This is a genomic window from Fischerella muscicola PCC 7414 (assembly GCF_000317205.1).
In the GTDB taxonomy this organism is placed as follows: Bacteria; Cyanobacteriota; Cyanobacteriia; order Cyanobacteriales; family Nostocaceae; genus Fischerella; species Fischerella muscicola.
Genome location: NZ_AJLK01000073.1, coordinates 42,162 through 56,467 on the forward strand (window position 1 = coordinate 42,162; position 14,306 = coordinate 56,467).

Annotated in this window: 7 protein-coding genes; all 7 read left to right on the forward strand. The window is 43.0% G+C overall.

What is annotated here, in order from left to right; genetic code table 11:
- The 7 genes from UYI_RS0110620 to UYI_RS0110650 all read left to right on the forward strand — a co-directional run bounded on the left by UYI_RS0110620 (position 1) and on the right by UYI_RS0110650 (position 14,303).
- The gene (locus tag UYI_RS0110620) at positions 1-2,472 is read left to right on the forward strand and encodes an SDR family NAD(P)-dependent oxidoreductase (RefSeq protein WP_026085879.1); all 2,472 of its coding nucleotides are present in this window, start codon (positions 1-3) and stop codon (positions 2,470-2,472) included.
- The gene (locus UYI_RS0110625) at positions 2,469-7,532 is read left to right on the forward strand and encodes a type I polyketide synthase (RefSeq protein ID WP_016866642.1); all 5,064 of its coding nucleotides are present in this window, start codon (positions 2,469-2,471) and stop codon (positions 7,530-7,532) included. The genes UYI_RS0110620 and UYI_RS0110625 overlap by 4 nt, the downstream gene beginning before the upstream one ends.
- A 50-nt stretch (positions 7,533-7,582) precedes the next feature.
- Positions 7,583-7,870 (forward strand): acyl carrier protein, encoded by a 288-nt coding sequence (locus UYI_RS0110630; RefSeq protein ID WP_009756770.1) that lies wholly within the window; start codon positions 7,583-7,585, stop codon positions 7,868-7,870.
- A complete protein-coding gene (locus UYI_RS0110635) occupies positions 7,870-9,468 on the forward strand; it encodes an alkaline phosphatase family protein (protein WP_016866643.1) in 1,599 nt (532 codons plus the stop codon). The genes UYI_RS0110630 and UYI_RS0110635 overlap by 1 nt, the downstream gene beginning before the upstream one ends.
- 228 nt (positions 9,469-9,696) lie before the next feature.
- Complete coding sequence (locus UYI_RS0110640) at positions 9,697-12,342, forward strand: efflux RND transporter periplasmic adaptor subunit (RefSeq protein ID WP_016866644.1); 2,646 nt, start codon at positions 9,697-9,699, stop codon at positions 12,340-12,342.
- 61 nt (positions 12,343-12,403) lie between these two features.
- Positions 12,404-12,934, forward strand: a complete 531-nt coding sequence (locus UYI_RS0110645) for a hypothetical protein (RefSeq protein ID WP_016866645.1) — start codon at positions 12,404-12,406, stop codon at positions 12,932-12,934.
- A gap of 214 nt (positions 12,935-13,148) precedes the next feature.
- Complete coding sequence (locus UYI_RS0110650) at positions 13,149-14,303, forward strand: alpha/beta hydrolase family protein (RefSeq protein WP_016866646.1); 1,155 nt, start codon at positions 13,149-13,151, stop codon at positions 14,301-14,303.
- Positions 14,304-14,306 lie beyond the last annotated feature (3 nt).

The following is a 14,306-nucleotide window of genomic DNA, read 5'->3' on the forward strand; positions in this document are numbered from 1 at the left end:
ATGCAAGCACAGGTAGAAGCTTTGCCCTCACGACAGCTTGTTTCGCTGACAGGCTTGTTCTTGATTACAGAAGATGGACTATCCGTAGCTTCCCATGTTGCCGCAGCATTGCAACAAAAAGGAGCTACTACAGCTATCCTCAACACCTCTACCTTAGCTGAACCAGAAAAACTAGAACAGGCGATCGCACTGGTTAGGCAACTTCACGGTTCTGTCACCGGAATTATACATCTCGCTCCCTTAGCTGCCCTTGAACTACCGGAAACTCTGGCTGGGTGGCGGCAAATCACCCAGATTCACTCCAAGAGTCTATTTCAATTACTGCATCTGTGTGCCGCTGATTTGCAACAAGCAGGGCAACAACAAATGGGTTGTGTAGTAGCGGCTTCTTTACTAGGAGGATATTTCGGTCGCCAGGGTCAAGGTGTTTCTGGCTTACCCACTGGTGGTAGTAACACTGGTTTCCTCAAAACCTTGGTAACAGAGTGGGCTGGTGTTCGAGCCAAAGCCATTGACTTTGACAACAGTCTATCTGCTGTTAGCATCGCCGAACAGATTGTCAAAGAAGTACTCAGTGGTGGTCGTTTGGAAGTCGGCTATCCCCAGGGGAAACGGACGATTTTCCAAACCGTTACAGCAAATTTGGCGAGGGAAAATCAACCTGCACCATTAACACCAACCAGAGATTGGGTAGTATTAGTGACAGGTGGGGCTAGGGGAATTACTGCTGAAATTGTGAATGATTTGGCACAATCCGGCTTAAAGCTGGTGATTACAGGACGAGCCGCAGAGCCAGCAGCAGAAACAACTGATACAGCAGGTATTGAAGATATCACTGTACTGCGAAGAGTCTTACTGCAAAGAGCGCGGACACAAGGCTTGACCCCCACCCCAATACAGATAGAGCGGCAACTGCAAGACTTGTTACGCGATCGCGCCATTGCTAACAATCTCCAACAATTTCGCCAAGTTGGCGCTCAGGTAGAGTATATAGCAGTGGATGTGAGAAATGCGGAAGAGTTTGGTGCTGCTATTAACAGTATTTATACTCGTTACGGTCGCTTAGATGCGGTTATTCATGGTGCTGGTATCATCGAAGACAAGCTCATTGCTGACAAAAACTTTGCATCTTTGGAGCGCGTTTTTGACACCAAAGCAGACAGTACGTTTTTGTTGTACCGTTATCTCAGACCAGAATCCCTGAAACTGCTTGTCTTGTTTAGCTCCGTTGCTGGACGCTATGGCAATCGCGGTCAATCTGATTATGCTGCTGCCAATGAAGTGATGAATCGCTTTGCTTGGCACATGGATTGCTCTTGGTCTAATACGCGGGTTGTAGCCATCAACTGGGGCCCTTGGGATACCACTGGTATGGCTTCAGAAGAAGTCAAACGCCAATTCAGAGAACGTGGTATAATTCCTATCCCATTATCAGCAGGTCGTCAGTTCTTTATTGACGAATTGCATTACGGACGCAAGGGTGAAACCGAGGTAGTTGCAGGGGAAGGCCCTTGGGAAGCCTACGAAGCTAATTTGAATTCATTAAAAGGGAGGGGGGAGCAAGGAGGGGGGAGCAAGGAACAGATAAGGGCAAATACGCCGTATCTTTTGTTACCTTCAGCCCCACACCTGCAACCCAACGGCACTGTTACCCTAGAACATACTTTTTCCCTAGCCACTGACCCTTATCTACAAGATCATCGCTTAGATGGTAAACCCGTTCTCCCTGCTGCTGGTGCCTTAGAGTGGTTTGGTGAATTTGTCCAGTCAGCTTGGCCAGAATGGCAAGTCACAGAAGTTTGCCAACTCAGAGTTTTACGAGGTTTAGTACTAGACACAGATGCTGGTAAAAAAGTTTTATTTAAGGCTCGTGCTTCTAGCCATGCTGACTCTGAATCCTTACAGGTAGCAGCAGAAATCGTTGACCCAGAGCGCAATATTCCCTTTTATCGAGCTTCTGTGATTCTTTGTCCGCAATGGTCAGAACCACCAGCAAGCGAAATTTTACCATTATCTTCCGGAGAGAAGTTACAACCTGCTGTAGCTTATGATACGTACCTGTTTCATGGTCAACGTTTCCAGTTAATCACAGCCATTGATCGATTAAATGATGCGGGTATTGATGCCCAAGTCATGCCTAGCCGACCTACGGCGTGGTTGAACAGTCAACCAATTGCTAATTGGTTATTTGACCCCGGCTTGATTGATGTAGCTCCTCAGTTAGCGATCATCTGGGCGCGAGTGCAACGAGGAACAACAGCTTTACCTGCCCGATTTGGCAGCGTCAAACGTTATGGGCAATCAATGCCTAACGGACAGCTGCGAATTGCCTTCCGAGTCAATCGCTTTGATGACCACAGCCTAAATTACGATGCTGTTTTTATTGATGAAAACGGCTATGTACGCTTCCATCTCAAGGACATTGAGAGTACTTGCAACACTGCTCTAAATCGTTTAGCCAGCCACCTATGATTGTGCCAAATTCATCTCACGACATTGCCATTGTTGGTATGTCTGCCTTATTTCCTGGAGCTAAGGATCTGCGTACATACTGGCAAAACATTTTAAATCAGGTTAATGCTGTTGGGGACGCACCCGATAAATGGGCAAAGCCTTATTTTGACCCTGATTCCACAGCAAATGACCGCATCTACACCCGTAAAGGTGGTTTTTTAGGAGACTTGGCTGAATTCAATCCCCTGGAATTTGGGATCATGCCCAGTTCGGTGGATGGTGGTGAACCAGATCACTTTCTTGCTCTCAAACTTTCTTGGGAAGCGCTGCAAGATGCAGGCTACATTGATCGCCCCTTCAACCGAGAAAAAACAGGTATTATTCTGGGTCGTGGTACTTACATCAACCGGGGCTACAATACACTGTTGCAACATGGTCAAATTGTAGATCAGACCTTGGATTTGCTAACGCAATTGCATCCAGACCTAGATGAAAATACGTTAAATGAGATCCGCAAACAGCTAAAAGCTAGCTTGCCACCTTTTACAGCTGAGATGGCGCCAGGACTAGTGCCGAATGTAATTACAGGCCGCATTGCGAATCGCCTCAACTTGATGGGGCCTAATTACATTATTGATGCAGCTTGCGCTTCTTCCTTAATTGCTGTGGAACTGGCGATGAAAGAGCTATTAAGCGATCGCTGCGACATGGTTTTAGCGGGGGGTGTTCATGCTTCTACCCCACCGCAAATTAACATGATTTTCTGTCAGTTGGGTGCTTTGTCTCGCAGCGATATTAAACCTTTTGACAGCAAAGCCAGTGGTACGCTGCTGGGGGAAGGTTTGGGAATTTTAGTTTTGAAACGGTTACGCGACGCCGAAAAAGATGGCGATCGCATCTATGCCGTTCTCAAAGGTGTTGGGAGTTCCAGTGATGGCAAGGCTTTGGGACTTTTAGCACCACGTTTAGAAGGGGAAGTACTGGCACTACAACGTGCCTACCAAGACAGTAGTATTGATCCTACGACTGTCGGCATGATTGAAGCGCATGGTACAGGCATCGCCTTGGGAGATCAAACAGAGGTACGCTCCTTAACCCAAATTTTTGGTCAGCGTCAGGAGCAATTACCTAAGTGTGCTTTGGGTTCTGTGAAATCAATGATTGGTCACTGTATTCCCGCCGCCGGTGCAGCAGGACTTATCAAAACAGCACTGGCACTTTATCACAAAATCTTGCCACCAACGCTGTGCAATGAGGTGAATCCTGGGCTAGAAATCGAAAAGACTCCCTTTTATATCAATACACAGGCACGACCCTGGATTCATGGCGATCGCTCCACACCGAGACGGGCAGGTGTCAACTCTTTTGGCTTTGGTGGTATTAATGCTCATGCTGTCTTAGAAGAGTACCCAACCCAACCTGTACAATCAACTAAGTTACTACACCAGCAATGGCCTACAGAACTGCTGTTGTTCTCAGGTGATAGTCGTTCAGTACTAATTGAACGCATTCATCAAGTCCAACAAGTACTGCAAAATCATCCCCAAGCCTGGGGCTTAAGCCCCACGCTACTGGCTGAAATTGCCTACACCCTATCAACTCATTCAGTCGGTTCCCATCGTCTGGCTGTAGTCGCCAAGGATATCTCAGAATTACAGAAAAAACTCAGCCAGGCAGTTGAGAAATTACAAATTTCTCCCAAAAGCCGATTGCAAACTCGTAACGGCATTTATTATGCAGAAGTTGATGCCAATGCCAATCCTGGCAAGACAGCCTTTATATTTCCTGGTGAAGGGTCGCAATATCCCCAGATGCTGGCTGATTTGTGCCTTTATTTTCCGCAAGTACGCGAGTGGTTTGACTTTTTAGACGCTACTTTTAGTGAGAGACGTGCTTATTTACCCAGCCAACTGATTTTTCCACCACCGACTAGTTTAACGGAAACAGAACGTCACCATGCTCAGCGACGACTATTTGATATGGATGTCGCTTCCGAGACTGTGTTTACTGCCAGCATGGCATTGTACGAATTGCTATGTAAATTAGGCGTTAACTGCGATGTCATGGTGGGACACAGCACAGGCGAGAATGCAGCGCTGATTGCTTCTGGTACTGTCCGCTTGTCTGACCGGATGGAATTGATGTCCAAAATGCGCCTCCTCAATCAGATTTACCTAGATTTAGAGGTGGCAAACAATATTCCCAAGGGCGCACTGTTAACAGTTGGGGCGATTGAACCTAAGGTTTTGCAACAAGTTTTAGATGAGTTTGATGGACGCTTACATGTGGCAATGGATAATTGCCCAAATCAAGTAGTTCTGTTTGGCAGTGTCAATGATATTGATGCAGTCACCAGTAAGTTGCAAGCAGTAGGTGGTATCTGTACCCGTCTGCCTTTTGATCGTGCCTATCACACATCTTTGTTTGCACCTGTGGGGACTGCCTTCCTGGCATTCTACAATGATTTAGATGTAGGTTCTGGTCACACACCTCTTTACAGCTGTGCTACTGCGGCTCCCTTTCCCCAGGAACCACAAGCGATTCGGGCGTTAGCAGCACAACAATGGTCTAGTCGAGTGCGCTTTCGGGAAACAGTTCTACAGCTGTATGAGAGTGGAGTTAAAAATTTTATTGAGGTTGGGCCTAGCAGTAATCTTACTGCCTTTGTCAGTGATATTCTTCACGGTCAAGAACACCAAGCCATAGCCAGCAACAGCCAACGGCAATCTGGCTTGGAACAGATTCAGCATTTGCTAGCACGGCTGTTCGTCAACGGTAATCCTGTGGATACAAACGCGTTGTACTTGCATCGACAAATTACTCCTATTAGCCTAGATACGACAACGCAAGTTCGCCAAATTCACAAGTCCAGTCCTGTGTTAGAACTGACCATGCCAGTTCTGCGCTTGCAACCAGACTTTGTTAACACTGTCCGGGAAAAATTGCAAGCAAGCAAAGATGTTTCTGTTTCTCATGCGACTGCGATCGCATCAACGTCACCCAACCCACCTGTGGTAAAACGGCCAGAACCATTAGCAAAGGACTCATCTAGCACGATTCCGGTTGTGGCAAACGTAGTATCAACAAATGTGAATGACACAGTTGCCATTACCACACCTGTGAGAAATAGTGTAGTAGAAAACAGTAATTATCCTGTAGATGTAGTTACTCTTAGCACATCGATAATTTCTGCAAATGCAGGGGAAGACCAATTTTATACCGATGAAGAGCAACGCTTGTCAATTATCTTTGACCACTTCGACTTAATGCAAGAATTCCTTGATAGTCAAGCACGAGTCATGACAGCGCTGCACTCTCACCTAGCTGGTGTAGACAATGGGTTGATTGCTCCTTTTGTCAATATGTCTTTAGCACTGCCAGAAGTCAACTACTGGCAATCATCCACCTTTGATGAAACTTTCCCGCTGTTAGGTGAGATTCTGGAACACGATGCCCAGCATCTTTACTGCCAACGTTGCTTTGATATGCAGCGAGATATTTTTCTCTACGACCACACTATTGGCGGCCAAGTATCTCAAAGGCATTTAGACTTGTTTCCACTACCTGTAATTCCATTCACTGTTAGCATGGAAACCCTTGCAGAAGCAGCAGTTTACCTGGTGGGTCAAGATAAGGTAGTAGTGGGACTTTATGATCTACGCGGTTATCGTTGGCTGGCTTTAGATCGTGGCGAACTCACTCTCAAGATCAAAGCACGGTTGCAACCCCAACCAGATGCCCAAACTTGGGAAGTAAAGGTACAACTGTTCCAAGTGGGACAAGGCAGCACTATCGATCACTTGGTATTTGAGGGTAATGTACGTCTGGCAAATCAGTTTCCAGCATCGCCATTACCACTGCCTTTTCACCTCGAGACACCTGCACCTTCCCGTTGGTCTGATGCCGATTTATACCGCACCGGGATGTTCCATGGTCCACGTTTCCAAGGCGTGAGGCACATTCGCCAATGGGGTTTACAGGGAATTGAAGCTGATTTGGAAGCGATCGCCATTGAAGATTTCTTCAGTAATACCCAACAGCCAATTTTTCAAATAGATGCAGGTTTGCTTGATGCTGCTGGACAATTAGTCGGGTACTGGGTTTCGGAACAGTTTGGCACAGATTTTAATGTTTTCCCCTTCCAAGTACGGGCATTTCATCAGTACGTATTACCCCTACCGCCCAACAGTGCAGTGTTGTGTCGGGGCTTAATGCGTTTTACTAGTGAGTGGCAAACTGAGGCTAGCTTTGATTTTCTGGATGTCACAGGTCGGGTAATCGCTCGTCTAGAAGGATGGCAAGACCGTTATTTTAGCGTGCCACATAGATATTACCAATGTCGCTTGCATCCCCAAACAGCTTATTTATCAGATGCTTGGCTACAAGCAGAAACTCAAATGGTGGTGCGACGGATTGAACCCTTCCCAGAACATTTTCTAGATGATTCTTGGAGTATTTGGAAACGTGTTCTAGCACATCTCATGCTCAATGAATCAGAACGCCTTTTCTGGTACAATCTACCAGAAAAAGGGACAGAACGTACGGATTGGTTAATTGGTTGCATTGCTGCTAAAGATGCCGTCCGTCAGTGGGCAAAGCAAAACTTTAATTTGGAACTTGCCCCGATTGATATCGAAGTTATTAGCACTATCACAGGTAAGCCTGTTGTCCGTTGTCCAGAGTTGAAGGCGATGGCAGGAGTTTTACCAGAAATTGCCATTAGTCACAGTCAAGGTTTTGTAGTCGCAGCGATCGCACACCCAGGACAATCCATCGGTATTAATATTGAACATTTTGACTCTGTACCCGTGGAAGACTTAATGGCTACCGCCTTCAGTGAATACGAACTGCAACGACTGCCACAACGACACCAGAGTAACATCATTGGGCTGTGGTCTGCGAAGCAAGCGGTAGCCCAAGCACTAGGTACAGGACTGCAAAGCAATCTGACACAGTTGTTAATTACCCACGTTTCCAGTGATGGACAATCGGTCACTGTTAACTATGGCAATGAATCATTTGTGGTCCAGCTTTGTTACGGCGATCGCGAAGTATTGGCTATTTGTCAGCACTCCTGACTATTGCCAAATTCTCAAATTAATCAGAAGTTTCTTTCACAGCAACCTTTATGCAAGCCATAGACTCTCCAATTCAATCAACAATTATTGAGATCCTCAAAGATATCATCCAAGACTGGGATTTGGAATCTGATGAGATCAGTCTCGAGACCCAATTAGTAGCAGACCTTAGCTTTGCCTCTATCGATATCATTCATTTTGTTGTTGCCATAGAAGACCATTTCAAACAGAAATTCGGGTTCGCTCAATTATTGATGCAGGATGGTCGTTACGTTGACGACCTGAACTTAGGTCAACTTGTGAATTTTGTTTCTAGTCAATTAAACGGAGGGGTGTGATGACAAAAACATTATTTATTGGATTAGATGGTGCAACTTTTACCGTTATCAATGAAATGATCCGCGACCTACCTGATGTAGGTGTGACGATGCCTTTTTTGAAACAGTTTATTGAAAACGGTGCAAGGGCAAAATTGCTTTCTACTCCCAATCCTCTTACTCCTCCGGCTTGGGTTTCCATCATGACTGGTCGTACTCCTGGAAATCACGGCGTTTATGACTTCATTCGCGCTGAAGAAAAAGCAGGGGACGTTTATTTTACCCTGTACGATGCTAGAGACATTCGTACAGAAACTATTTGGTCGATCGCCAGCCGCCAAAATTGTACAGTTGTAGCTTTAAACTTTCCTTTCACTGCCCCACCCCTACCTATTAATGGAGCTTTAATACCAGGTTTTGTTCCCTGGAAACACCTGCGTCGCAACACAACTCCAGGTAATTTATATGATCGCCTCAAGGAAATCCCAGATTTTGATCCCAAGGAATTAGCTTGGGACTTTGACCGCGAAAAACAAACCTTGGAGGTTATGACCGATGAGGATTTAGAAAACTGGGTTCGCTATCATATCCCCCGTGATGAACAATGGTTCCGGATTGCTGAGAAACTTCTCAAAGAAGATAATCCCGACTTGATGGCAGTGTTGTTTGATGGCGTAGATAAACTCCAGCACCAAATCTGGATGTTTCTCGACCCAGCTTTGATACCTGCTAATCCTTCCCCTTGGCAAAAACGGATGCGGGAACTGTGTCTGGAGTATTTCCGTAAGTTAGATACTTATATTCAGCGCCTAGTGGAACTTGCTGGCCCTGAAGCTCAGGTATTTATGGCCTCAGATCACGGCTTCACAGCTACAACAGAAGTGGTTCGCATCAATACCTTTTTGCATGAAAAAGGTTATCTAGTATGGAAAGAAACAGATGGTTCTGAAGCCAGTAATAGACGTGAATCAAGTTGGTTTGCCAATCTAGATTGGGATAAAACTTTAGCTTACTGCCGTACTCCCTCTAGTAACGGCATTACAATCCGTGTAGCCGAAAAACCAGGAGAAGCGGGTGTTCAGCCTTCAGAATACGAAGCCTTCCGCGAAAAACTAATTCGTGATTTGGAGAATTTCCGAGATCCGAATACAGGCGAAAGGATTATCCAAGCAATTCATAAACGGGAAGATGTTTATTCTGGAGCTGCTATGCATGAGGCTCCTGACTTAACTCTAGTGCTGCGCGACTATGGTTTTGTCTCAATCAAAAATTACGAACCTGCCGTTGAACCGCGTGAGACACCAGGAGGAACTCATCATCCTGACGGTATTTTCCTAGCAGGAGGATACGGAGTTAAATCCAACTATGAAGGGAAACGCCAAAATGTCGTAGATGTTCCAGCCGCTCTGCTGTATAGTCTTGGCCTTTCTGTACCCGCAGATTTTGAAGGTTATGTACCTGAAGAGTTCTTCACTGAAACTCATTTAGATTTAAAACCGATCAAAATAGGTGCTTCTACTGTTACCGGCGAAGAAGCAAATACAGGAACTGGCGATATTAGTGAGGACGAAAAACAACAAATTATTGCTCAGCTACAAATGCTTGGCTACATGGAGTAACAAGAATTTTAAGTTAACTTGCTAGGGAGTATAACAAATACCCCAATCCTGTTAAACACTGGTATGAGCAAGAAAATAGAGGGGAGAAATTTATTAGTTTCTCTCCCTTATCTGATCCAGACAAATTTCATCAACTAAAAAACTTCTGCTTTGAGTAACAATATCTAAAACAAACTTTTATCACACAAATAAGTAAAATTTTGAGCCAAAAATTTCTGTTTATTTCTCATGTATAAACCATTAGAAAACCGCTGGCGTAGAGATTTAGAAATTAAAAGAATTCCACAAGTAGGGAAAAAGCCTGAATGTTACCAAGTTAAAATTCCCAACTCTGAGCAAATATTTGAATTCGGATTGGAAGAATATTTCCTTTGCCAATCGATGAATGGAGTAGCTACTCCATCCGTAATCATTGATAAATTTATATCTCGTTTTAATACTCTACTAGCCGAAGAAGATTTTGATCAGTTTTCTCGTCAAATTGCAGAGTGTAATCTTCTCGAACCATTTCTATCTGAATCAGATATAGAAAATGCAATACAGGAACCATTATTAGAAATTAAACAAAATGAGTATACCAGAATATCTTCTGGTATGAATTTTTCTAAAAAAGAAAAACATAAATCTCAAGTCTATATATGGTCTGCTGTCAATCCTGGTAAAAACTTTGCTATTCTAAAAAATATTTTTGCACCATTTAGTCTGTTATTTCAAGTATCAGTTTGGGGATTGATACCTGGCATACCCATAGCTTTTTTAACTTTATTTAATAACCAATTTCTCTTGTGGTCTGATTATCTTTCTGGAATTAAGTCTTTACCTTATTTACAAATTTATATATTTAATCTTATTTTTGCCTCTCTGACAGCTAAGATAGCTCAGGGTGTAGTGCTTACTTATTATGGTGGTACGGTTACGAAGTTTGGCTTGGTTCTGGCTGCTGGATTTTTACCCCGCTTTTATATTGATAGAGAGCCTATGTGGCAACTTCGACGTCACAAACAATTGTGGACTCTAGCAACTCCAGTAATCACCAGACCAATTTTATTTGTTTTGAGTGTTTTAGTTTGGTATTTGCACCGTGAAACAGGAACACAATTGAGCAATTACGCTCTTTTACTTGCTCATGCCAGCTTTATAGATTTTTTACTAGATGCAAGTCCTTTATGGCCTTCTGATGGCTATGTATGGACAACAGCTTATTTTCGTCTACCACCTAACTTGTTTCAAAGATCTTTTTTGGTTTGGGATATGTTACTTAATCGCCGTCCCCTACCAAAATCATTACCTGCAAAACAAAAATTAGGATTGCAACTGTTTTTGCTGGGTGCAGGAATTTTTTCAATCTCAGTGATTTTGACAATCATTTATTTTGCTGCTGGGGGTTTAGCAGAAAACTTGCCCGGAATTTTAGGTAATGGTACTACCTATATATTTTTATTTGCACTGTTAGCACTCGTTTTACGCCAGCCAATATCTAAATGGTTGAACTCTCAGAAACTTAATAATTTAGTGACAAGAGATATGATTACATCAGCAAAAGAATCAGAATACGCAAATCAGAAAGTCAATAAATCTTGGCTGGGTACATTTTTAAAAGCATGTACAATGCTTGGAGGCTTTGCGCTTTTTTTACCATATCCATATCGTTCTGGTGGTCAAATTAAATTAATAACTTCTAAGCAACAGCAAATACAAGCTGAAGTCGATGGAAAAATTACACGAATTTTACTCAAAGGTGGTGATGGTACTTGGGTAAAAGCCGGAACTGTAGTAGCAACTATGGAAGCTCCGGAAATTAGCAACGAATTTTCTAAAACCGAGGAGCAAATAAACAGTAAGCAAGCTGATATGAGAAAGCAGGAAGCTGAACTAGCTAAGCTACTAGCTACTCCTAAAAAAGAAGATATAGAAGTTGCTAAACAACAAGTAGAAGTTGCCAACCAACAAGTAGAAGTTGCTAAGCAAAAAGTAAAAGTTGTACAACAAGAAGTAGAAGTAGCCAAAGGAGCGCTTCAGACTGCTATTAGTAGAGCTGAATTTAGTCTTCGTGAAGCTGAGAGATTTAAGTATTTGTCAGAAGAAGGCGCTTATTCTCGCCAACAATATGAAGATGCGGACAAGCGTGCCACAACAGATCGTAACACCGTCGAAGAAATGAAGCAAAATGTTGAAAAAGCTCAACAAAGTCTACAGGAAGCAAAAGGAGATGTCGCAGTTAAATATCAAAAAGTAGAAGAAGCAAAAGCTAATCTTAGTTTAGTAAAGAGTGGACCTTATCCGGAAGAACTAGATGCTGTGCGTCAAGAAATAGCAGCTACTAGAGCAGAAATCCAGCGTCTGAGGCAACAATTGACATATCTTAATAGTCAGCTTAAACGTACTAAGTTAGTAATGCCATTTGATGGATATATAGTCACTTCTGAATTGCAGCAAAAAGTAGGTAGTTATCTAGATAAGGGCGATACCTTTGCTACTGTAGAAAACTCTCGCAATATTTATGGAGAAATCCAAATCCCTGAATATGAAGTAAGTGAAATTATTTCTGGAGGAAAGGCTGAAGTTAAGCTGACCGCATATCCCAATGATCCTTTGATTGGACGTGTAATTTCAATTGAACCTGTTACCAGCAATGATAATTCATCAAGTAAGATTTCTGTTAATCAAACTTCAGGTACAACTTTAGAGTCTACAAATGCAACATCTAGTCGAGTAGTTAAAGTAATAGTAGAGCTTCCCAGAACTGACAGAATTTTAAAATCTGGTATGTCTGGTTATGCGAAAATTGAGGGTAAAAGTATGCCTGTAATCATAGCGTTTACCCGTCCTATTGTTCGATTTATTCAAATTGAATTGTGGTCTTGGATTCCTTAAATTTTTATTAATTGGCAAAGTTTTCTAGAAATTAAAACAGCAAAAAGTTGGAAGACGGATTATGGATATAGAACGAGTTTATGGGTCTAGTAGTATAGAAGAAATTAAACAGCGCCAAGCCCAGATGGAATATCGCAAGCTCTGGTTAAAAGCACTACATGATGAAAATCAGCTAGAACTTGAGTCACTTTCCCAAATCAAAGAAGATGTAGTTACAGAAATACAACAAGCTAATTCTCTGACTAAGCTTATAGGATTTTTTAAGGGGAATAAATATCAAAATAAAATAGAAGAAATTCCAGAGGAAAATCACAAAAAGCCTAATCCGACTCAAGGGAGTATGCTGGAATTTATTGACGATATGTCTCATTTTGCTTTGGAACTGAATCTTAGTTTCACAACACCAGATGAGATCAAACAACGTCAAGAAACACTAAACAACCGTCAAGCTTGGCTACAAAAATTGTTAAAGACTACAGAAAAAGAACTCAATTTAATTTCTACAGCAGAGGAACAAAAAGCAAATGAGGATGTCAAAGAAATCAGTGAAACCTCACAAACTGTTTTGAAAATGATGGATTCTAAATCTTGAGTACAAAAAAAGAGATTTTCACTATAAGACAATTTTGAACTCTGTTCATGTGTATATAGAATATTGGCAAGCAATTATTTTGTCTAGAGTCAGCAATAGATTCTTTAGACTAATAAACTGACTTTCCCAGTAGTTTCTCTGTTGTATCGAGGAAGTTAGTGTGAAAAATAAAAATTTTCTAAAGGTACGAATAGCTAGATGTTTTGCCTTACTTATGCCAATAACTTTATTGATATCTCCTACTGTGACAGCTTGCTCTTCTAAGTGGAATGATAATCACGTGTTTGCTCAGTCTTCACCAACCTCAGTAAGCGATCGCTCATCAGTTGCATCTACAAACACATCTAATCAACAAGTTTATGATGTTGGGATTGTGGACAACATAATACTCAATGATGCCCAACGCAACCGTCAGATACCAATTAAGGTTTCTTACCCGGAAGGACAACAAGGGTCGTTTCCTGTGATTATCTTTTCTCATGGGGCTGGTGCTTCCAAGGATGATTACGCTCCTCTGACTCGCTTTTGGGCTAGTCAAGGATATATCTGCATCCAGCCTACCCATGCAGATTCAATAGCCTTAAACAGGCAACAAGGTAACTCTGAAAACTTGCGTGAAAGCGTCCGACAAATGCTGGGCGATGCCAAAGGTTGGAAAGATCGTGCAACTGACGTATCTTTTATCATTAGTTCTTTGAGTGAACTAGAGCGCCAAGCACCCCAGTTGAAAGGCAAAATGAATACTCAACGTATTGGTGTTGGCGGTCATTCCTATGGTGCTTATACTGCTCAGTTGGTCGGCGGAGCAACCATTGATATACCAGGAGGAGCTAAAGCACAAAGTTTCGCGGATCGTCGCGTGCGTGCGGTCTTGTTGTTGTCTCCTCAGGGAGCTGGTCAACAGGGACTGACTCGCAACTCGTGGGCAAATTTCAAGCTACCAATGATGACGATGACTGGTTCTAGAGACAGAGGCGCTCAAGGACAGGGGCCAGAATGGAAAGAAGAACCATTTAAATATTCTCCTGCGGGCGATAAATATCTTGTTTTTATAGAAGGAGCCACTCACTTCTCCTTTAGTGGCAGACTTGCTCAAGGTGGAGGCGAAGCCCAAACTCAAGCTCAAGGACAAGGACGACCCGGTTGGAGATTACGGGAGCATTTCGGTGGTGGGCAAGGTGGTGGTTTTGGTACTCGCAGACGCTTCGGTGGTGGTCAACAGGAAGAAAATATCTTTAATTATGTAAAAGTTGCCAGTATTAGTTTTTGGGATGCCTATTTGAAGCAAGATAGTCAAGCTAAGAATTACCTGAAGTCTGATGGACTTCAGGCTGATAGCAATGGTGATGTTTCTGTTTCTTCCAAGTAATGC